Annotated in this window: 17 protein-coding genes; 2 read left to right on the forward strand and 15 right to left on the reverse strand. The window is 65.4% G+C overall.

Translation table 11 applies throughout. The annotated features are described in order from the left end of the window. Window positions 1–25: 25 nt before the first annotated feature. The 12 genes from ACSZPK_RS23440 to ACSZPK_RS23495 all read right to left on the reverse strand — a co-directional run bounded on the left by ACSZPK_RS23440 (window position 26) and on the right by ACSZPK_RS23495 (window position 15,849). Window positions 26–1,366, reverse strand: a complete 1,341-nt coding sequence (locus tag ACSZPK_RS23440) for an LLM class flavin-dependent oxidoreductase (protein ID WP_437883990.1) — start codon at window positions 1,364–1,366, stop codon at window positions 26–28. Between the two features lie 10 nt (window positions 1,367–1,376). Further along, window positions 1,377–3,503, reverse strand: coding sequence for a TonB-dependent receptor family protein (locus ACSZPK_RS23445; protein ID WP_437883991.1), 2,127 nt, complete (start codon window positions 3,501–3,503; stop codon window positions 1,377–1,379). 68 nt (window positions 3,504–3,571) lie between these two features. Further along, a complete protein-coding gene (locus tag ACSZPK_RS23450; RefSeq protein ID WP_437883992.1) occupies window positions 3,572–4,924 on the reverse strand; it encodes an NtaA/DmoA family FMN-dependent monooxygenase in 1,353 nt (450 codons plus the stop codon). Continuing rightward, window positions 4,921–6,261 carry an LLM class flavin-dependent oxidoreductase gene (locus ACSZPK_RS23455; protein ID WP_437883993.1) on the reverse strand — a complete coding sequence of 447 codons (1,341 nt, stop codon included), beginning with the start codon at window positions 6,259–6,261 and terminating at the stop codon, window positions 4,921–4,923. The genes ACSZPK_RS23450 and ACSZPK_RS23455 overlap by 4 nt, the downstream gene beginning before the upstream one ends. Next, the gene (locus ACSZPK_RS23460; RefSeq protein ID WP_437883994.1) at window positions 6,258–7,118 is read right to left on the reverse strand and encodes a TauD/TfdA dioxygenase family protein; all 861 of its coding nucleotides are present in this window, start codon (window positions 7,116–7,118) and stop codon (window positions 6,258–6,260) included. The genes ACSZPK_RS23455 and ACSZPK_RS23460 overlap by 4 nt, the downstream gene beginning before the upstream one ends. An 18-nt stretch (window positions 7,119–7,136) precedes the next feature. Further along, window positions 7,137–9,632, reverse strand: a complete 2,496-nt coding sequence (locus ACSZPK_RS23465; RefSeq protein WP_437883995.1) for a TonB-dependent receptor plug domain-containing protein — start codon at window positions 9,630–9,632, stop codon at window positions 7,137–7,139. Between the two features lie 152 nt (window positions 9,633–9,784). Further along, window positions 9,785–10,471 carry a peroxiredoxin-like family protein gene (locus tag ACSZPK_RS23470; protein ID WP_437883996.1) on the reverse strand — a complete coding sequence of 229 codons (687 nt, stop codon included), beginning with the start codon at window positions 10,469–10,471 and terminating at the stop codon, window positions 9,785–9,787. Beyond that, the gene (locus ACSZPK_RS23475; RefSeq protein ID WP_437883997.1) at window positions 10,468–11,802 is read right to left on the reverse strand and encodes an LLM class flavin-dependent oxidoreductase; all 1,335 of its coding nucleotides are present in this window, start codon (window positions 11,800–11,802) and stop codon (window positions 10,468–10,470) included. Before ACSZPK_RS23475 ends, ACSZPK_RS23470 begins: the two co-directional genes overlap by 4 nt. Further along, the gene (locus ACSZPK_RS23480; RefSeq protein ID WP_437883998.1) at window positions 11,799–12,908 is read right to left on the reverse strand and encodes an alkene reductase; all 1,110 of its coding nucleotides are present in this window, start codon (window positions 12,906–12,908) and stop codon (window positions 11,799–11,801) included. Before ACSZPK_RS23480 ends, ACSZPK_RS23475 begins: the two co-directional genes overlap by 4 nt. Further along, window positions 12,905–13,903, reverse strand: coding sequence for an ABC transporter substrate-binding protein (locus ACSZPK_RS23485; protein WP_437883999.1), 999 nt, complete (start codon window positions 13,901–13,903; stop codon window positions 12,905–12,907). Before ACSZPK_RS23485 ends, ACSZPK_RS23480 begins: the two co-directional genes overlap by 4 nt. A 12-nt stretch (window positions 13,904–13,915) precedes the next feature. After that, complete coding sequence (locus tag ACSZPK_RS23490; RefSeq protein ID WP_437884000.1) at window positions 13,916–14,269, reverse strand: 4Fe-4S dicluster domain-containing protein; 354 nt, start codon at window positions 14,267–14,269, stop codon at window positions 13,916–13,918. Continuing rightward, the gene (locus ACSZPK_RS23495) at window positions 14,266–15,849 is read right to left on the reverse strand and encodes an FAD-binding protein (protein WP_437884001.1); all 1,584 of its coding nucleotides are present in this window, start codon (window positions 15,847–15,849) and stop codon (window positions 14,266–14,268) included. Before ACSZPK_RS23495 ends, ACSZPK_RS23490 begins: the two co-directional genes overlap by 4 nt. A 219-nt stretch (window positions 15,850–16,068) precedes the next feature. On the opposite strand from ACSZPK_RS23495, the gene ACSZPK_RS23500 reads away from it, so the two are divergent. Both ACSZPK_RS23500 and ACSZPK_RS23505 read left to right on the forward strand, forming a co-directional pair. Next, a complete protein-coding gene (locus tag ACSZPK_RS23500) occupies window positions 16,069–17,391 on the forward strand; it encodes an LLM class flavin-dependent oxidoreductase (protein ID WP_437884002.1) in 1,323 nt (440 codons plus the stop codon). Then, window positions 17,391–17,837, forward strand: coding sequence for a bifunctional diaminohydroxyphosphoribosylaminopyrimidine deaminase/5-amino-6-(5-phosphoribosylamino)uracil reductase RibD (locus tag ACSZPK_RS23505; protein ID WP_437884003.1), 447 nt, complete (start codon window positions 17,391–17,393; stop codon window positions 17,835–17,837). The genes ACSZPK_RS23500 and ACSZPK_RS23505 overlap by 1 nt, the downstream gene beginning before the upstream one ends. 40 nt (window positions 17,838–17,877) lie before the next feature. Here ACSZPK_RS23505 and ACSZPK_RS23510 read toward each other — a convergent pair whose 3' ends face one another. From ACSZPK_RS23510 to ACSZPK_RS23520, 3 genes are all read right to left on the reverse strand, one after another. Beyond that, a complete protein-coding gene (locus ACSZPK_RS23510) occupies window positions 17,878–18,180 on the reverse strand; it encodes a HigA family addiction module antitoxin (RefSeq protein WP_437884004.1) in 303 nt (100 codons plus the stop codon). Window positions 18,181–18,188: 8 nt separating this feature from the next. After that, window positions 18,189–18,467 carry a type II toxin-antitoxin system RelE/ParE family toxin gene (locus tag ACSZPK_RS23515; RefSeq protein WP_437884062.1) on the reverse strand — a complete coding sequence of 93 codons (279 nt, stop codon included), beginning with the start codon at window positions 18,465–18,467 and terminating at the stop codon, window positions 18,189–18,191. A 95-nt stretch (window positions 18,468–18,562) separates the two neighbouring features. Continuing rightward, window positions 18,563–20,989 carry a TonB-dependent receptor plug domain-containing protein gene (locus ACSZPK_RS23520; protein WP_437884005.1) on the reverse strand — a complete coding sequence of 809 codons (2,427 nt, stop codon included), beginning with the start codon at window positions 20,987–20,989 and terminating at the stop codon, window positions 18,563–18,565. Between the last annotated feature and the right edge of the window lie 88 nt (window positions 20,990–21,077).

The following is a 21,077-nucleotide window of genomic DNA, read 5'->3' on the forward strand; positions in this document are numbered from 1 at the left end:
GGGCGTGACGCCCGAGTCGTTTTTTTTACCGCGCACGTTGCGCGGGATGGACGGGACGGGGCAGGCCGAGGTTTTCGCGCAAGGTCGGGCCGGCGTATTGCTCACGGAAAATCCCGCGCCGTTGCAACTCGGGCACCACCTGTTCGACGAAGTCTTCCAGCGGTGTGGGGAAGAACGGGAACTGGATGATGAAACCGTCGGCGCCCTCGTTCTCCAACCATTCCTGCATGCTGTCGGCGATGGTCGCGGCGGTGCCGTAGATCACCCGATGACCGCCGGCACAGGCGAAGTGCTGGGCCAGTTGGCGGATGGTCAGGTTCTCCCGGCGCGCCAGGTCGACCAGCAGCTTCTGCCGGCCGATGGCGGAGTTGTTCGACGGTAGCTCCGGTAGCGGGCCATCCAGCGGGTACTGCGACAGGTCGAGGGCGCCGGCCAGGCGCGCGATGGGCTTGATGCCGAGGTCGGCTGGCAGCAGGTCGATCAGTTGCTGGTACTTGGCCCTGGCTTGTTCCTCGGTGCGGCCGACGATGGGCAGCAGGCCGGGCATGATCTTGATGTGCGCGGGATCACGCCCATGCCGGCGCGTACGCGCTTTCACGTCGCGGTAGAAGGCTTGCGCTTCCTCCAGGGTCAGGGCGGCGGTGAACACCAGGTCGGCGGTGCGCGCAGCCAGTTCGCGGCCGGCCTCGGAGGCGCCAGCCTGGGACACGATGGGGTGGCCCTGGGGCGTGCGCGCCACGTTGAGCGGCCCACGCACACGAAAGTGTTCGCCCTGGTGATCGAGGCGGTGAACCTTCTGCGGGTCGAAGTAGCGCTTGCCCTTGTCGCGCTCCAGGGCATCGTCTTCCCAACTGTCCCACAGGCCGCGCACCACGTCGTGGAATTCCTCGGCACGGGCGTAGCGCTTGGCGTGCAGCAGATGGTGGTCGCGGCCGAAGTTGCCGGCCTCGTCCTCGATCTGCGAGGTCACCAGGTTCCAGCCGGCACGACCGCCGCTGATGTGGTCGATGGTCGCGAACTTGCGCGCGACGTGGTATGGCTCGTTGTAGGTGGTGGTCGCCGTGGAGATCAAACCGATGTTCCGGGTGACGCTGGCCAGCGCCGCGATCAGCGACACCGGTTCCAGGTAGACCGCGCGGGCGAAGCCGGTGCTGCCGCCATCGCTGAGGGTGTCGCCGGGCACCGCGCTGGTGTCCTGGAAGAACACGGTGTCGAACTTGCCGCGCTCGGCGACCTGGGTCAGGTGCAGGTACTCGGCGAAGTCCATGTCGGTGTGCGGCACGGCGTCGGGATGACGCCAGCCGCCGGCGTGGTTGCCCGGCGCGAAGAGGAAGGCGCCGAGGTGAAGCTGTCGTTTCTGGCTCATGCTCGCGTCCTCAGAAGGTGTAGCTCACACCGGCCACGGCAGCGCGGCCGTCGCCCGGATAGAACACCGCGGTGTCTTTGCCCTGGGCGTTGTAGACGGTGGCGGTGCCGGAGGCATAGGTCTTGTCGGTGAGGTTGGTCAGGTCGAGGAACAGCGACCATTGCTTGTTCGGCGTGTAGCCCAGGCGCGCGCCGAGCAGGGCGTAGCCGTTGGCCTTGAAGGTGTTGGCGAAGTCGACGTAGTAGCTCGACGCGGCGGTCAGGTTGAGCCCGGCGGAGAAGCCGCCCGCCTGCTCGTAGCGCAGTTCGGCCTGGTAGTAGTGGCGCGGCACGCCGGGCAGTTGGTTGCTGCCGAATACGCTGTCGTCGCGGAAACGGAAGTCGTTGAAGGTGTAGGCCTGGCGCAGCAGGACCTGGTCGCCGCCGCCGGCCCACAGGGTATTGGTCAGGCCGGCTTCGATGCCCTGGTGAATGGTCGGGCTGCCGTTGAAGGCACTGGTCAGCGCGGCCGTGGTGCCGGTGGCGGGAGCCAGTTCCACGGTGAGCAGCTCGTTCTTCACCCAGGCACGGTAGATCGCCAGGCTGGCATCGTAGCCATCGCCGGTGGCGCGCAGGCCGAACTCGACGGTATTGGCTTTCTGGTCCTCCAGCGGCTTGACGTAGTTGAGGTTGGTCGCATAGGTCGACGGCGAGTATTGCCAGGTCGCCGCCGGGTTCAGCGAGCGGCTGACGTTGGCGAACAGTTGCAGCTCGGGCGTGGCTTGCCAGGTCACGCCCAGGCGCGGTGCCAGGCTCCATTTGTCGTAGTCGACGCTGGCGGAATGGCCGGCGTTGATCGCTGCCGCGCTCTGCTCGATGGACACGTCGCGCTTGACCTGGATCGCCGACAGCCCGCTTTGCAGCTTCACCGTCGGGGTCAGGCCCAGGCTGTTGCCGAGGGCGAGGACGTTGTCCTCGGAACCCTTGTAGCGGTTGTACTTGGTGCGGGTGAGCGAGCCATCGGCGTTGCGCCGGTAGGTGTCGGTGCGGCCGGTGGTCTGCGTGGTGCGGAACCAACCAAGGGTGGTGTCGCTGTCGAGGCCGAACAGTTCGTCGTGGCGCTGGTAGCGCAGGCTGGTGCTGAGGTCGCGGTAGTCCGAGGTGCTCGGCGAGGCGCTGTAGGTGTTCAGGCGCTGCGGCAGCTTGTAGTAGCCGACGCCGAATTCCAGGCTGGAGCTGTCGTCGATCTGCCAGGTGGTGCGGCTGCCGACCTGGAACGAGCCGTACTTGTCGACCAGGTTGCGGCCGATGCGAAACGCTGCGCTGGTCTGCTTGCGGTCGTCGCGCAACTGGGTGCGGGTGAGGGCGCCGGAGGCTTCGTGGTATTCCTCGCGGTAGCGCAGGTACAGGCGGGTTTCCAGGTTGGGGCTGAAGCGGTAGCCGAAGTTGGAACTGAAGCCTTCGGATTTCTTGAAGGTCTGTTCCTGGAAACCGTCACGGCGCGACTCGGTGACGTTGACGTAGTAGTCGGCATCGCCGACCACGCCGCCAGTGGCGATCTGGGACTTGTGGTAGCCGAAGCTGCCGCCCTCGTAGTGCAGGCGGGTGCCGGGGTTGGTCAGGCCGCTGCGGCTGACGAAGTTGACCGCGCCGCCGAGCGACAACGCGCCGTACTCGAAGGCGTTGGCGCCGCGCAGCACTTCGGTGTGCTCCAGGCCCAGCGGTTCGAACAGCTCGTAGGAGGCGCCGCCCGGGCCGGTCAGCGGCAGGCCGTCGACCAGGTACTTGATGCCCAGCGGCATGTTGCCGACGTTGGAGAGAATGCCCGAACCGCGGATCGACACATGGATACCGTCGTTGCCGCCGACGTTCTGCACGAACACGCCGGGCTGGTAGGCGAAGATGTCCTGCGGTGCCGCGCGGCCTTTTTCCAGCTCGTCGCCGGAAACCACGCTGGCGCCGCCGGGAATTTCGCGTAGGCGGGTCTTGGCGGTTTCGCTCGGGGTGAGTTTTTTCTGTTCGACCACCACCGTGTCGAGGGTGGTGCTTTCAGTTTCCGTGGTGGTCTCGGCGTGGGCGGCGAGGCTTATCAGGCCAAGGCTGATCGCCACGGCCAGGTGCTTGCGCGCGAGGCGCGCAGACGGCGTGTAGGTGTACATGCAAGGGGCTCTTTCGTGGGTTGTTGGTTTGGTTTTTGGGAAGACGCCTCCTTGCGTCGGCAGATGGTTTATTGGGCGCTCTCGGCGGCGATGCGCACCTCCTGCTCGCTGGCGCCGTAGCGGCTGCGTGGGATGGGCAGGCCGAGGTGGCCGCGCAGGGTCTGGTGCTGGTAGTCGCTGCGGAACAGACCACGGCGTTGCAGCAGCGGCACCACCTGTTCGGCGAACAGGCGCGCACCCTCCAGGCCCTGGCCGGGCATGACGATGAAGCCGTCGCTGGCGCCCTGGCGGAACCAGTTCTCGATGTGCTCGGCCACTCGCTCGGGGCTGCCGACGATGCGCCCATGACCGGCCGAACCGGCTTGCAGTTCGAGCAGTTGGCGCAGGGTCCAGCGTTGTTCCACGGCGTGCTGGCGGAACACCCCGTAGCGGCTCTGCCGGCCTTCTACGGCGAGCACGGCGGGCAGGCGTTCCGGCGGGATGGTGTGGTGCGGCTCCAGGTCGCTGAGGTCGATGCCGCCGAGCTGCTTGGCCAGGGCGTCGAGGGCAGCCGGGCCGAGGTTGTCGAGGATTTCTTCGTTGAGGCGTCGGGCGGCTTCGTCCGAGTCGGCGATGACCGTGCTCAGCCCCGGCAGGATCTTGATATGCGCCGGGTCGCGCCCGAGCTTGCGCGCCTGGCCCTTGAGATCGTCGTAGAAACGCTTGCCTTCGGCAATGGTGTGCTGGGCGGTGTAGATGGCCTCGGCGAAATGTGCGGCAAAGGCCTTGCCGTCGGCGGACGAGCCAGCCTGGAACAACACCGGGTGACCCTGGGGCGAACGCGAGATGTTGAGCGGCCCTTCGACCTGATAGAACTCGCCACGGTGAGCGATGCGGTGAATGCGCGAGGCATCGACCGCCACGTGCTGGCCGTAGTCGTTGACCAGGGCATCGTCTTCCCAGGAGTCCCACAGTTTGCGTACCACCTCCACATGCTCCAGGGCGCGGCGGTAGCGCTCGCTGTGCAGGGGCAGCGGCTGTTCGCCGAAGTTGCGTTCGCCGGCGCTGCTGGTCACCACGTTCCACGCCGCGCGGCCGCCGCTGAGCACATCCAGCGAAAGTATCTGCCGGGCCAGGTTGAACGGCGCGGTGAAGGTGGTCGAAACGGTCGGCACCAGGCCGATGTGCCGGGTCACCGCAGCCAGCGCGGAGAACAGGGTGACCGGCTCGGGGCGCGGCACCTGCGGGTGGGCGGTTTCCTGGACGGTGACATCGGCGACCATGACGAAGTCGAATTTGGCCCGCTCCATGGCCTGGGTCGCCTCGACGTAATGCTGCAGGCCGGTCAGGCGGATACGGCCCTGTTCGTCGGCGGCGGTACTGGCCGGATCGTTGCCCGGTGCGTTGAACAGCAGGCCCAGGTGCAGTTGGCGGTCGCTCATGATGAGGCTCCTGATCGTTGGGGTTTTTCCAGTCCAAGGTGTTCACGCAGGGTGCTGCCCTGGTATTGCGTGCGGAAAATGCCGCGTCGTTGCAGCTCCGGCACCACCTGCGTGAGAAAGCGTTCGGCGCCGCCAGGGGTGTACGGCGGCATGACCACGAAACCGTCGGCGGCTTCGCTTTCGAACCATTGCTGGATCTGATCGGCGACCGTGTGCGGCGAGCCGATGAATTTGGCGAAGGCCAGGCTGGAGGCGTACCAGCGGCCGAGCTGCTCCAGGGTCCAGCCGGCTTCGATGGCGTTGCCGATGACGACGTCGAAACGGCCCTTGCTGCCGCGGATGTGTGCGCGAATGTCCGGCACCGGCGCCTTGGGGTCGTGCTGGGCGAGGTCGTAGTTCATGCTCGCGGACATGAACGCCAGGCCGGCGAGTGGCAGGATCAGTTCGTCCAGCTCATTGGCCAGCGCCTGCGCTTGTTCGTCGCTGTCGGCGATGATCGGATACAGGCCTGGCAGCACCTTGACCCCATCGGCGCTGCGTCCGGCGGCGACCACCTGTTCCTTGAACTGGCGGTAGAAGGCCTTGGCTTTCTCCAGGGTCGATTGCACCGGGAAGATCACCTCGGCGTTTTGCGCCGCCAGGGACTGGAAGGCCGCGGACACGCCCGCCTGGATCAGCACCGGGTGGCCCTGGGGCGGGCGCGGCAGGTTGAGCGGGCCGCGCACCTTGAAGTGCTCGCCGTGGTGCTCGGTGTAATGGATTCTGCTGGCGTCGGCGTAACGGCCACTGGCCTTGTCCAGCAGCAGGGCGTCGTCTTCCCAGCTGTCCCAGAGCGTGCGCACCACATCGAGGAATTCGGCGGCCTTGGCGTAGCGCTCGGCGTGGCCGAGGTGACGGTCGAAGCCGAAATTGCGGGCCTCGCCGTCGTTGACCGAGGTCACTGCATTCCAGGCGGCGCGACCATTGCTGAAGTGATCGAGGGTGGCGAACTGGCGGGCGACGTGATACGGCTGGTGGTAGCTGGTGGAAATGGTCGCGCCCAGGCCGATGCGCGAGGTCAGTACGCTGAGCGCCGAGAGCAGCGCCAGCGGTTCCGGCGCGCCACTCGGGCGCCAGGTCACGGCGGCGTCGAAGTCGCCACCGTGAATGTCGTCCAGCGCGAGCTTGTCGGCGACGAACAGCAGGTCCAGCTTGGCCGCTTCGGCCTGTTCGGCGAGACGCTGGTAGTAACGGATATCCAGCGCATTGCCGACTTCGGCCTGGGGCAGGCGCCAGCCCGCCAGGTGCGAGCCGGCGTGGCTGACGAACAGGGCCAGGTGCAGTTGTCGCGCTATCAACGCGCCGCCTGCTTGCGTACGCGATGGGGGATGTCGTCATCGGCGATCAGCACGCGTTCCATCGCCCGTTCGAAGTCGCCGTAGTTGTAGACCGGGTAATGCAGCAGCGCGCGGTTGTCCCAGAACGCCACGCTGCCGGGCGTCCATTTGAAGCGCACGTGGTACTCGGGGTTGCCGAACTCCTTGAGCAGTTCGGCGACCAGCGCGCGGCTTTCCTCCACCGACCAGCCGATCACCTGGGGCGACATGGAAAAGTTGATGAACAGCGCGTCTTCGCCGGTTTGCGGATGGGTGCGCACCAGCGGATGGGCGAGGATCGGGTAGTCATAGCCGACCTTGTCCAGCGACGACTTGAAGTTGTGGGTGACGTAGAGGTTGTCGATGCGCGCCTTCAACTCGTCCGACAGGCCGCGATAGACCAGCCCGGCATCGGCCCACACCGTATCGCCGCCCAGCTCCGGCAGCGATATGGCGCGCAGCACCGCGCCATAGGTGGGCCTGAGCAGCCAACTGGTGTCGGTGTGCCAGCGGCCCTTGGGCGCGTTGCCGTAGGCCTCGCGGGCTTCCTTTGCGAGGATCAGGTGGGCCTGGGGTTTGCTGCTGTCCTGCTGCTGGGTGGTGGGGTGTTCGTACAGTTCGCCGAACTGGCCGGCGAAGGCGATCTGCTGCGCGCTGGTGATGTGCTGGTCGCGGAAGAAGATCACCTTGTGCTTGAGCAGCAGGGCGTGGATTTCGTCCCGTTGCGCCGGGCTGAGCGGCTTGCCCAGGTCGATGCCGGTGATTTCCGCGCCGAGGGTGGGTTCCAGGGGCGTGACCTTGAGGGTGGATGTGAGCGCGACGACGTTTTCTGCGGGCATGCTGCTGTCCTCTCGTTGTTACCAGTCGTAGGAAAGGCGCGCGTAATAGAACGCGCCGTTGAGGCCGTACGGGCTGAAGCTGCCGTACTCGTCGGGGTTGTTGATCTCGGTGGGGTTGCCCACCAGGTTGGTACGGGTCAGGTTCGCGCTCTGCTTGTCGGGGCGCACACCGAACAGGTTGTTGGCGCCAAGCGCGACGGACAGGCTTTCGCTGATCAGGTAGGTGATGTCGAGGTCGGTGATCCACTTGGCGCCGAATTGCTTGTCGGTGGCGGCCGTGGTGCCGGCCTCGGTGTACTTGCCGTAGCGGGTCAGTTGCAGGTCGGTGATGAAATCGCCGATGCGCCAGTTGCCACCGAGCACCAGCTTGTCGCGCGGACTGCCCTTGGTCAGGTCGGTCTGCGCCTGGTGGCCGAAGGTCACGTAGTTGCTGCCGAGCAGGGCGGCCGCGCCGTTGTCCTTGATGTCGCGGATGGTGGTGCGGTTGTAGCTGTACAGCGCCGACCAGCGCACCTGGCCGAAGCGACCGTAGTCGCTGTGCAGCTCGCTGACCAGGTCGACACCGTCGGTACGGCTGTCGACACCATTGAGGTTGTATTGCGCCGAATAAGTGTCGCTGACCTGGATGATCTCGCTCTTGACGATACGGTCCTTGATCTCGATGCGGTAGGCGTCGAGGGTGATGCGCGCGTTGCGTGCCGGCTCCCAGGACACACCGACGCTGAAGTTGGTCGACTGCTCCGGCTCCAGGTCCTTGGCACCGAGGGCTTGCGCTTCGGCGCTGCCGGGCGGCAGGTAGCGCGCCTGGATCGTGCGGGTGGTGCCATCGGCCTGCAGCACGCCGGTGTTCTGGGTCACCGAGAATATCTGCTGGGCCAGCGATGGCGCGCGGAAACCGGTGTTGAAGGTACCGCGCAAGGCCAGGCCCGGCGCCAGTTCATAACGGCTGGAGAGTTTGCCGCTGGCGGTGTTGCCGGAGCTGTCGTCGTAGTGCTCGAAGCGGAAGGCGGCACTGGTGTACAGGCGCTCGGTGAGGTTGCTGCCGGCGTCGATGTAGAAGGCGTAGCTGTCGCGATCCAGCGAGCCGGCATCGCCTGGCGAGGTGCCGGTGAAGGATTGCAGGCCGGGCGAGGGCTTCTGCCCTGCGCGCGGGTGGCCGACGGGATACTCGTAGCCGCCGTCGCGGTAGGAGTCCGGCTCTCCGGCGCCTTGCAGGTATTTCTCCCAGCGGTGCTCGATACCCGCCGAGAGTTGCAGCGGCTTGGCCAGGCCGACCTCGAACGGGCGGGTGAGGTCGAGGTTGCTGGTCCATTGCTGGAATTCCTGGGCGCCGAGATAGAACGTGGTCTTGCTGGTCGGGCCGATGGAGGCGTTGAGGGTGTTCTGCGCGCCTAGGCGTACGTCGTCCTTGCCGTAGGTGGTGCTGAGGTCGTAGGCCCAGCCGGCGAGGTCGCCCTTGCCGCCGAGGGCGACCTGGAAATCCTGCTCGTCGATCAGGCGCTGGGCGTGGAAACCGTCCGGGTAGATTTCCGGGATGGATGAGACGTTGGTGGCGCGGAAGCTGCCACGGGTATCGACGATAGTGCGGTCGCTGTAGGTGGCGAAGGAATACAGGGTGACATCGTTGACTGGCAGCTCGGCGTTGTACGAGAGGTTGTAGACCTTGTCGCGGTTGGAGCGGCCGTAGCCTTTTTCCAGCAGGCGATCGACCGATCCCTCGCGCGGGTCGGCCGTTGCGCCGGCGGTGCCAAAAGGCACCGACTGGCCATTCAAGACCGGGTAGTACCACGATCCCTGGGCATCGCCAGCGGCGTAGGAGGGACCTTGCAGGCGGATGTCCAGCGAGGTGTTGAAGAAGCCGCCGTTGTCGCCGAGGGCGAAGCCGCTGTTGATCCCGGTCTGGGTCAGGTCGCCGGGTTTGTCTTCCTGCTGGCCGACAGTGATGCTGGCGCTGCCGCCGCTGTCCTGGCTCTTGAGGATGATGTTGAGCACCCCGGCGATGGCGTCGGAGCCGTATTGCGCCGAGGCGCCGTCGCGCAGCAGTTCGATGCGCTCGATGGCCGAGGTGGGGATCAGGTCGAGGTCCACCGGCACGCTGCCGCTGGCGATACGGGCGAAGTTGTTGTAGACGGCGGTGTTGTGCCGGCGCTTGCCGTTGACCAGCACCAGCAGGTGGTCGCCGGACAGGCCACGGATCGACACCGGGCGCACCGAGTTGGAGGTGCCGCCACCGGACTGCGCCGGTGCGCTGAACGACGGCACGATGCGCCCCAATGCCTCGCGCAGGCTGGCCTTGCCGGTCTTGCGGATCTGCTCGCCGCTGATGATGTCGATGGGCGATGGGCTGTCCGCCACGGTCAGGGTGTTGCTGCGGTTGCCGGTGGCAATCACCGACACGGTGCCGAGCACGGTGTCCTTGTCCTCGGCCCAGGATGCCGCCGGCAGTGCCAGGCAAAGCAGTGACAGGGCATAGGGCAGGCGGTTTTCGGGGTGAACGAATCCTTGCGCGCACATGGGCCGCATCCTTTTTCAGAGAGAAAGAGCCGCGTTATGGGGGCTTCGGCTTTTGTAGGGTGGACAACGCTCTTTTTGTCCACCATGGGCCATGCAGAGCGGTGGACAAGCTTCGCGTTGACTACGCGTCCCGGTCCACCCTACGAACTACATCACGCGCTTCTCGCCACCTTGTCGGTGACACCCAACACCTCATCCAGCGCATCGATGATCACTTGCGCCTCGCTGCGCACCAGCCAGTCCGGGCTGACTTCGGCGAAGTGCACGCGCTTGTCCGCACCGAGCACCACCACGGTCGGCTGCGGCAACTCCCAGGTGCCGGTGCCGGTGACTTCGCCGATCCCCGGGCCCTTGCTCAGCGAGGCTAGGCGCGAGGCGTCGTCAAATGTGTAGAGGATGCCCAGGCGTCGGCCCAGGGCGTTGTCCTTGTCACTGGCAACTTGCAGGGTCAGGTTGTGTTTGCTCTTGATCTCCACCAGGCGCTCGGGCACCTGCGGGCTGACCGCCAGCAGCGGCACGCCGCGCGCCTTCAGCGCCGGTTGCAGGTTGCGCTCGTAGTAGGGGATGGCGATGTTGCACGCCGGGCAGCCGGCGAAACGGAAGAACACCAGCACCGCCGGGCCGTTGGCGACCAGTTGATCCAGGCTCAGCGAGCCGCCCTCGACCTTGAGCAGTTCGAACGGCGCAATAATGTCGCCGGCCCTGACGAACTGCTCGCGACGCGCTTCGTCGACCAGCTTGCGACGCTGCTCGACGTTGACTTTCAGCGCCTCGGGCGCCCAGGTGCGCACGCGCTCGGCGTGCAGCTCGGCCAGCAGGCCATTCAGCGATTCACTCATGCCACTTCTCCTTGTGTACGACGCAGGGTGTTGCGATTGCTGGGCACGGCCAGGCCGAAGTTGTCGCGCAGGGTGTGCCCGTCGTATTCGCGGCGCAGCAGGCCACGCGCTTGCAGCAACGGCACCACGTATTCGGTGAAGTAGGCCAGACCGTCGGGCAGCAGCGAGTTGACGATGAAACCGTCAGCGGCGCCGTCCTCGAACCAGTCCTGCAGGGCGTTGGCCACTTCCTCCGGGGTGCCGACGAAGTCGCGGCGCGGCTGGGAGAAGCGCAAGGCCACTTCGCGCAGGGTCAGGTGCTCTTCACGGGCTTGTTGCTTGATCTTGTCGGAACCGCCTCTTTGGCTGTTGCTGCCCAGGTCGCCGAGGTCGGGGAAGGGCGCATCCAGGTCATGGCTGGAGAAGTCGTAGTCGTTGAATGGCCGGCCGAGGGCGACGATGGCGTCCTCGATGCTGACCAGCTCGACGGCCTGCTGGTAGCGGCTTGCCACTTCCTCGGCGTCGCGGCCGATGATCGGGCGGATGCCGGGCAGGATGAACAACTCGTCGGGATTGCGCCCATGCTTGGCGGCGCGTTGCTTGAGGTCCTGGTAATAGGCGCGGGCCTCGCTGAACGACTCGGGGTTGACGAAGATCGCATCGGCGTTCTGCGCGGCGAAGTTGCGCCCGTCTTCCGAGGTGCCGGCCTGGAAGATCAGCGGTTGGCCCTGGCGCGAGCGCTGGATGTTCAGCGGCCCTTTGACTTTGAAGAACTCGCCCTGGTGGTTGAGGGTGTGCAGTTTGTCCGGGTCGAAGAATTCGCCGCTCTGTTTGTCGCGGGTGAAGGCATCGTCTTCCCAGGAGTCCCACAGGCCCTTGACCACATTGACGTGCTCGCGGGCGATGCGATAACGCACGGCATGCGGCGGATGCTCGGCCTTGCCGAAGTTGTCGGCGGTGCCGGACAACCACGAGGTGACCACGTTCCAGCCGGCACGACCGCCGCTGATCTGGTCCAGCGAAGCGAACTGGCGCGCGACCTGGAACGGCTCGGTGTAGCTGACCGTCACCGTCGCCACCAGGCCGATGTGCTCGGTCACTGCGGCCAGGGCCGAGAGGATGGTCAGCGGCTCGAAGCGGTTGAGGTAGTGCGGGCTGGACTTGGCGTGGATGTGCAGGCTGTCGGCGATGAAGGCGAAGTCGAACTTGGCGTCCTCGGCCAGCTTGGCCTGCTGCTTGTAGTAGCCGAAATTGACGCTGGCGTCGGCCAGCGCATCCGGGTGGCGCCACTCGCCCCAGCCATGGCCGACGCCGTGGATCATGGCGCCGAGTTTGATTTGTCGCTTGCTCATGCGGGTTCTCCTGTAGCGGCTCGCTCGGCGTGGAATTGGGTTTCGCCGAGGAAGGGGTAGTCGATGTAGCCGTGGTCGCCGCCGACGTAGAAGCTGGCCTCGTCGGGCGTGTTGAGTGGCGCCTGCCTGCGAAAGCGCTCGACCAGGTCGGGGTTGGCGATGAACAGCCGGCCGAAGGCGATGAAGTCGGCGCGGCCTTCGGCGATGGCGCGTATGGCGCTGTCGCGGTCGAACTCGGCGGCGAGGATGAAAGCGCCCTTGAAGCGTTGGCGCAGGTCGGGGGCCAGGCGCTCGTTCGCAGGCGTGCTGTCTGGCTCGATCAGGTGCAGGTAGGCGATGCCGCGTGCCTGCAGTTGATCGGCGACATAGGCATAGAGCGCCGCCGGATCACTGTCGTCGATACCGTCGACCCGGAAGTGCGGTGACACGCGCACACCGACACGGCTGGCGCCCAGCTCGTCGATGGCGGCATCGACGATCTCCAGGAGAAAGCGCGCGCGCTTCTCGACGCTACCGCCATAGGCATCGCTGCGCTGGTTGGCGCCGTCGCGCAGGAACTGGTCGATCAGGTAGCCGTTGGCGGCATGGATCTCCACGCCGTCGAAACCGGCCTGGCCGGCATTGCGTGCGGCGCGGCGGAAGTCCTCGACACGCTGGGCGACTTCCTCCAGCGCCAGGGCGCGAGGCACCGGGAAGGGCTGCTGGCCATCGGGTGTCGCGACTTCGCCACGGGCGGCGATGGCCGAGGGGGCGACGGGCAGTTGGTGGTTGGGCGTACGCGATTGATGCGCCTTGCGCCCAAGGTGAAACAGTTGCTGGAAGATGCGTCCGCCTTCGGCATGCACCGCCGCCGTGACCGGTTTCCAGGCCTCGACCTGGGCGTCGTCGTGGATCGCCGAACCACCGGGGCGGCTGACACTTTCCGCTGCCACGTGGGTGGCCTCGGAGACGATCAGCCCGGCACTGGCGCGCTGACTGTAGTAGGTCGCGACACGGGGCAGCGGCTCGCGGCTGCGCTCATCGGAGCGGGCGCGACCCAGCGGGGCCATGACCAGGCGGTTGGCCAGTTCCAGCTCGCCGAGCTGGCCGGGTTGGAAAAGACTCATTGGGTCACCTCGGTGTTCCGGCTGGAGATTTCCGCCACCTGCTTGTCCAGCAGGTGGCGAGTGGCGTTGAAGCTCTTGTCGAAGCCCTGGGAGACGTTCACTGGGCGCGTCAGTACGCCCTCGGCCAGGTAGGTGTCGGCGGTCTTCTGCAGGTTGGCGATCACCGCGTCGGTGATGGCCACGGGCTGGAAGTCGGTGTTGCTGGCCGAGGTCAGGTGCACCTCGACCGGCAGGCCGGTGACCCGGGCCTGGGCTTCGGCGTATTCGCGCGGATGGCTGTTGACCCATTGCCAGGCGCGGTCGACGCGTTGCACGAAGTCATCGAGCTGCACGCGCTTGCTGGCGATCGCCTGGCTGGTGGCGGCCAGGTACAGGTGGTTGGTCAGCAGGTCGTCACCCTTGCGCAGAATGCGTGCGCCGTTCTGGGTGATGGCGATGGTGGTGTACGGGTCCCAGGTCGACCAGGCATCGGCGTTGCCGGCTTCCAGGGCACTGCGGGCGTCGGTGGGCAGCAGGTTGACGAAGGTCACGTCGGAGGTTTTCAGGCCAGCGTCCTGCAAGGCGCGGATCACCAGGAAATGACCGATGGAGCCACGGTTGGTGACGATGCGCTTGCCCTTGAGATCGGCCACGCTGTTCAGTGGCGAATCCTTGGGCACCAGGATCGAGGTGCTGAAGCGACCGTCGGCGTGGGTGATGCTGACCACTTTCAGCGGCGCGCCGGCGCCCAGGGCGAACACGTAGGGCGCATCGCCCAAACCGCCGACATCCACGGCACCGGCGTTGAGTGCTTCGCCCAGCGGCGCGGCGGCGGCGAACTCCGAGAACTCGATGCGGTAGGGAACGTTCTGCAGTTCGCCAGCGGCTTCGAGCAGCAGCTTGAACGAGGACTTCTGGTTGGCCACGCGCAGCGGTTCCAGGTCGGCGGCGTGAAGCGTGCCGCCAAACAAAAGGCTGCTGCCGAGCAGGGCGGCAATGAGGGGGCGGATCCGCATGGGTGTCTCCTGTCAGTTCTTGGGGGCGCTGCGGGCAAGGGCGAAGATTTCTTCCATGCGCCAGTGCTGGTTGGCGTAGCGCGGATCGTTGGCCCATTCGTCCCAGCCGGAATCGCGGCGGTACTGGCCGAGCAGGCCACTGTTACGAATCTGTTCGGCATCCACTGGCACCCGGTTTTCGCAATCGGGGTGGACGTAGATGGCGTCGCTGCTGCAATACAGCTCGCACATGAAGCAGGTCTGGCAGTCGGCCTGGCGGGCGATGAAGGGCAGGCCGTCGGCGCCCACCGCCAGCACGTCGCTGGAGCAGGCCGCCACGCACTGGTTGCAACCGTCGCAGCGGTCGCTGAGGATCAACTCGATCATGCCGACACCTCGCTACGGTTGTGGGCGATGGCGTCGCGCCGCACCCAGGGCGCATCGAGCCCGCCACTGCGCAGGTGTACGTCGAAGCTGGCGGACTGCGCCGGGGCATCGCTGCGCTGGTGAATGCCACGGCTTTCCTTGCGCTCCAGGGCACTGCCGTAGCACCAGCGTGCGCTGGCGAGCATCGCCGCGGTCTCGCGCCAGCGCAGCACCTGGGCCGGATCGCTGGCATGACTCTGTTCCCGCAGGCGGTCCCAGGCGTTGTCCAGTTCGCCCAGCGAGCGCTGCAACTGGCTGCCGCTGCGGAACAGGTTCTTGTCGTAGGGGTGCAACTCGTCCTGTATCACCCGGATCAGCTCGGCGTTGTCGTTACGGTCGAGGCCGATGGGCAGCAGCCCGACGCGGGCGGTACCGTGGCTGCGCGTCGAGCGTGCCGGATGGCGGCGCGCGTGCAGGGCCGCGCCGCGTCCGGCCCACTGCCCGCTGGACAAGGCCCAGGAGGAGTTCACCGCGCCGCCGCCGGAGATCGCCCCGGTCACCGCCTCGCGGCTGGCCGCGTCGCCAGCGGCGAACAGGCCGGGCAGGCGGGTTTGGCAGTGCTCGTCGACCAGGCGCAGGCCGCCGACGCCACGCACTGTGCCTTCGCCGTGCAGGGTGACCGGGAACTTGTCGCGGTACGGGTCGATGCCGCTGCGGTCGAACGGCAGCATCAGGTTCGGCTGCACGTAGGGCAGGCGCGCGCGGATGGCTTCGGGAATGCGGTCGAGCTGGCAATGCACCGGGCCTTCGAGCAGGGCACGGGCCAGCGATTCGGTGAAATCCGGCCCCTGGCTGATCGCCAGTTCGCGGCCGGCGGCATCGTAGTAACGGCCGAAGGTGTAGACCATCGAGCGGGTCATGGTGCTGCTCGCCGGGGCGATGCAGTAGTAGCTGGAGAATTCCATGCCCGAGAGGTCGGCACCGGCTTCCACGCCCATCAGGTAGCCGTCGCCGGTGTTGTTGCGGCTGCCGAGCAGGCGCGAGTGAAAGGCGCAGCCACCGGTAGACAGCACCACGGACGGTGCCTGTACCTGCCAATCGCGCTGGTGCTGGCGTTGCAGGCCTCGGGCACCAGCCAGGTCGCCCTGGTCGTTCTTCAGCAATTCCAGGGCCGGGCTGTGATCGAGCACGGTCACGCCATGCTCCACCGCCAGTTGGCGCATGGCCCGCATGTATTCAGGTCCGCGCAGGGCGCGGTATTGCTTTTCACCGTGCTCGTTGAGCGGGAAGCCATAGAGTCGGTCGAGGGTAGGCAGGGTTTGCCAGGTGGTTTCCAGAATACGTGCCATCCAGTCGCCATCGCCCAGCTTGGCGGCGCTGGCGAGGCGTTTGTCGATGGCTGCCTGACGCTGCTCGGGGGCCACCCACCAATGGCCGGGACCGGCGGTGGCGGTCACTCCGCTGGTGCCGCAAAAGCCCTTTTCCGCCAGCACCACGCGAGCCCCTTCGCGGGCCGCGGCAATGGCCGCCCAGGTACCGGCCAAGCCGCCACCGATCACCAGTACGTCGGTGGACAGTCGCAATGTCGGAAGGGCGGTCATGAATGGCATGCTCCTGGTTCAGGTCGTGGGTAACGGCCTCCGCCAGGAGATGGGGTCGGTCATGGAAATGACCTTATCTCTCTAAGAAACGACTGTGAAAGTCTTTGTGGTTCTAAGCTAATTATGTAATTTACTTATTTAATATGTTTTTAAATATCAATATTAAGTATTTAATGGAGGCCGATACATCCTTCCTTTTGCAAAATGGAAATCCTTCGTATGGGGACCAGACAGATCATATTGGGCGCCGTGCCGATGGGCGTTGGTGGACCGGGGCGACATAATCTCTGGCACGATCCGGCGATTCCCGTCGATGCCAGCGTCGATATCCAGTGGTTCATAGACCTGGCGCGGCAAGCCGAGGCGGCGTTGTTCGATCTGCTGTTCATCGTCGACAGCCAGTTCATCACGCCGGATTCGCCGCCGCACTATCTCAATCGCCTGGAACCGCTGACCCTGCTCTCGGCACTGGCGGTAAGCACGCGCCATATCGGCCTGGTCGGCACCCTGACCACCTCCTACAACGAGCCGTTCAATGTCGCCCGGCGCCTGGCCTCGCTGGACCTGATCAGCAAGGGTAGGGCGGGCTGGAACGTGGTCACCAGCGGCGATGCCGGCACGGCGGGCAACTACAGTCGCGACGAGCATTACGACTACGACACCCGCTACGGGCGTGCCCTCGAACATGTGCAGGTGGTGCAGAAATTGTGGCAGTCCTACGAGGACGGTGCGCTGCTCCGCGACCGCGACAGCGGCCGGTTCCTCGACCGCGACAAGCTGCATCGCATCGATCACAAGGGCGAGTATTTCTCGGTGGTCGGGCCGCTCAACATCCAGCGCTCGCCCCAGGGCCAGCCGGTGATCTTCCAGGCCGGCGATTCCGAGCAGGGCCGCGACCTCGGGGCGAGCATCGCCGATGTGGTGTTCACCCATGCGCCGAGCGTGGAGAGGGGCCAGGCGTTCTACCGCGACATCAAGGCGCGGGCCGCGGGCCAGGGGCGCGATCCGGAGAAGATCATCATCCTGCCGGGCGCGCAGATCTATGTCGGCGACAGCGATGCGCAGGCGCGCGAGATCGAGCGTCACTACCACCAGGCCGACCACAGCTTCGAGCAGGCCCTGGCCGAGTTCGGGCGCTCCTTCGGCTGGCACGATTTCCGCCAGTACGACCTCGACGCACCCTTCCCGGTCGAGGCCCTCGAATACGCCCGCAGCAGCTTCTACACCGCCGCCAAGGCGACCACCGAGCAGGCCGTGAGCAAGGGCTGGACCCTGCGCCAGGCGGTGGCCGCCGGCCTGCAACTCAAGCCCAGTGCTTTCGTCGGCTCGGCCGAGACGGTCGCCAACGAAATGATCCGCTGGTTCGATGCCCGGGCACTGGATGGCTTCAACATCTACATCGGCCATCCGGAGCAGTTCCGCCGCTTCACCGACGAAGTCGTGCCGATCCTGCAGGCGCGTGGGGTCTATCGCCGGGCGTATGAGGGCCGCACGTTGCGCGAGAACCTGGGGTTGGAGATTCCTGGCAACAAGCGCGGCTGATGAGCCTAAGCGAATACTTCATGAATCTTGCTCTGGCCGAAGGGCGTCGAGCGCTACCGGGTTGCCTGCCCAACCCGCCGGTGGGCTGTGTGTTGGTCAAGGCGGGTGAGGTGATTGCCCGTGGGCACACACAGCCGCCAGGGCAGCCGCATGCCGAGGCGCTGGCGTTGTCGTGTTTGCCGCCAGGCATCACCGGCTTGACGGCCTACGTGACCCTCGAACCCTGTTCCTTTCATGGCCGCACCCCGTCGTGCGCCCAGGCGCTGGTGCGCCATGGCGGCATCGAACAGGTCTACGTTGCGATTCTAGACCCGGATCCGCGTAATGCCGGGGCAGGAGTTCGCATCCTGCTGGAAGCAGGTATCGAGGTATTTATCGGACTTGGTGCACAGCAGGCCCAGCATGACCTTGGCAGGTACCTGCTTGAACAGCGGCACCTCGTATAGCGCGGGGACGCTTCGTTCAGGGCGGCGCTCGAATCAGTTCTCAGGCAACTGCCAAACGCTGCACCACCTCGGCGATTTCGTCTCCGTGTTCCAGCTCAGCCTTGCGCAGGTCGAAGGTTGTCTGCAAATTGAGCCAGAACTCGGCTGTCGTGCCCAGGCAGGTGGCCAGACGTAGTGCCATATCGGCAGAAACACCGCCGCGTTCGAGCAGGATGTTGTTCACTGTCGGTGTGGAAACATTCAGCGCACGAGCGAGGGCGGCAGCACTGAAACCCATTTCGCGCTGAAAATCTTCACGCAGGATTTCGCCAGGGTGGACGGGTCGCATGCCGTTCTTAGCCATGATGCACCTCAGTGGTAGTCAACAATTTCAACATTTTCCGGACCATCCTGAGTCCACACAAAGCACAGTCGCCATTGATCGTTGATTCGTATGCTGTGCTGTCCCACTCGGTTGCCACGCAGAGCCTCCAGTCTATTTCCGGGAGGGGCGCGCAGATCCATGAGTTCCTTGGCTGCATCGAGCATCGTCAGCTTGCGTTCCGCGACTGACTTGATATCGCTCCAGAGCCTCGTTCTTCCTGTAGTGAAGAGTGCTTCCGTGTCTGCACATACAAAGCTGCGAATTATAGGACGTTAATGCTTAACGTTATTCGTTAATTTACACTATACGCTTACCTTAATTTTCTTCAAGAGCCCGCTGCTGGCGGCAGTAGGGCCGAGGGTCAGAAGTTGTACGTCAACCGCGTGAAGTAGTAACCACCGGTGAAACCGTAGGGCGAATAGGAGCCATAGCCCTTGGTCATGGTCTTGCTGCTGGGGTTCTGCCGCTCGGGGTAGACGTCGAACAGGTTCTGTGCGCCGACTGCGAGGTTGAGGTCCTTGGTGATCTGGTAGCCCACGTCCAGGTCGGTGATCCAGCGGGCCTTGTATTCGCGGTCGAGGCTGCGGTTGGTCGCATCATTCACCTCGCGCCAGGAGCCGTAGCGGGTCAGGGTCAGGTTGGTGGTCCAGCGGTCGAGCTGCCAGTTGCCGCCGAGGATCAGCTTGGTGTGCGGTTGCACCTCTGTGAGGAAGTTGCGCGCCTGGCGGTTCATCAACTCGTAGTTGGCGCCGAGGATGGTGACGTTCTGCTTGTAGCTGAGGATTTCAGTCTGGTTCCAGTTGAACGCGGCGGTCCACTTCAGCTTGCCCCACTCGCCCAGGTTCTGGTCGTAGTTGCCGACCAGGTCGATGCCTTTGGTGCGGGTATTGGCGCCGTTGGTGAAGTACTGGCCGCCTGAGGTCGAGTCGATGCCGTTGGCCAGCAGGGTTTGGGTAACCTCATCTCCGAGCAGGGTGCCGGTGAGGGTGATGCGGTCACGCACGTTGATCACGTAGGCGTCGGCGGTGAACGACAGGCGCTCGTCCGGCTGGTAGGTCAGGCCCAGGCTGTAGTTGGTCGAGCGTTCCGGCTTGAGCGCTGTGGAGCCGAGCGCCTTGGCCGCTGCCGAGTCGACGGGGAGTACGCCGTAGTTGATCGACTGGTAGACGCCATTGACCACGCCATAAGTAGTCGAGCGCGCGCTGAACAGGCTGTTGGCCAGCGACGGTGCGCGGAAACCGTTGCTCACCGTGGCACGCACGGCGAACTCAGGGGTGAACTCGTAGCGGGTGCTCAGCTTGCCGCTGCGGGTGGCACCGATGCCGCGGTTGTAGTGCTCGTAGCGCAAGGCACTGCCCAGGTACCACTGCGGCAGCGGGTTGAAACCGACGTCTATGTAAGTGGCCAGGCTGTTGCGGCTGGTGCTGGTGGCCTCCGCTGGGGAGATACCGTTGGTGACCTGGGCGCCGGAGGATGCGCAATCGCCGGCAGCTCGGCAATAACCGCCGTTGGCCCAGGAGGCCCAGTCGCCGTCGCGCACCTGGTAGGTGTCGCGACGATGTTCCAGGCCCCAGGACAGGTCCAGCGGTTTGTCCAGGCCGATGTCGAAGCTGCGGTTGATATCCAGGTTGCTGGTCAACTGCGTGGAGATCCAGGTGCCGGACTCGAAGCTGTTTGGCGTGGCCTCGCCGAGCGACGGGTTCTGGTTGTGCGTGGTGCCTTGCAGCGCCGCATTGCGCCCGTAGGTGCTGGACAGGTCCCAGGCCCACTCGCCGATATCGCCCCTGGCACCGAACGCCGCCTGGAAGTCGTCTTCCTCGATGTACCAAGTCGGTGTGTAGCCGCTGGGATAGCCGTTGGGGCCGGTGGTGATGGTGTTGGTGATGGTCGGCAGGCGGAAGTTCTGGCCCTGTTCGGCCTTGCGGTGCGAGTAGGTGGTGAAGGAATACAGGGTGAGGTCGTCGCTGACTGGCAGTTCGGCGTTGTAGCCGAGGGTCAGCAGGTTGATCTTCGGCGTGCCGTAGCCGCCGTAGGTCGACTTGCCTGCCTTGTCGTAGGCCTCGGCATAGCTGTAGCCGTTGGCGCTGGCCTTGTTGTCGTCGTTCTGGCTGCGTGCATCCAGGGCGAGCTGGACGATACCGCCGTCGCCGATCTCGAAGCCCTTGTTCAGGCTCTGCTGCACGGTCTGCTTCTTGCCGTCGTAACCCTGGCCGGCATTGGTCACCGAGGTGCCGGATTCGTCGGCCTTGAGGATCACGTTGATCACCCCGGCGATGGCGTCGGAGCCGTACTGCGCGGCCGCACCGTCACGCAGCACCTCGACGTGGTCGATGATGCTGATCGGGATCAAGTCTAGGTCGGTCGGTGCCGCGCCCGCGTGGATGCCGCTGATGTTCAGGGTGGCGCTGGTGTGGCGGCGCTTGCCGTTGACCAGCACCAGCACCTGGGCTGCGTTGAGGCCGCGCAGGCTCGGTGCCCGGGCCATGCCGCTGGCGTCCCAGCCGGTCTTCTCCGGCAGGGTGAAGGACGGCACGCTGGCGCTGAGGGCTTCCATCAGGCCGGGCTTGCCGGTCTCCTGCAATTGCTTGGCGCTGATCACATCGATGGGCACCGGGCTGGTGGTGACGGTGCGTTTTTCCGAGCCACGGTTGCCGGTGACGATCACCGTGCCGAGTTGTGGCGAAGCGCTGGGTTGAGTGTCTTCGGCGTGGGCTGGGTTGCTCAGCCAGGCAGCACCGATGGCCAGGGGAAGTAACGCGGGGCTGGGCAGTTTGAACGCAAGGGGCATCTTCTCTCTCCGTGAGACGGCTGGTTTTTCGGGATGCGGAAGGCCTGCCCGCCAGGCTGACCTGGCAGGAAGCACGCTCTGCTACGCG

Origin of the sequence: Pseudomonas sp. LRF_L74 (assembly GCF_965644255.1) — a bacterium.
GTDB lineage: Bacteria > Pseudomonadota > Gammaproteobacteria > Pseudomonadales > Pseudomonadaceae > Aquipseudomonas.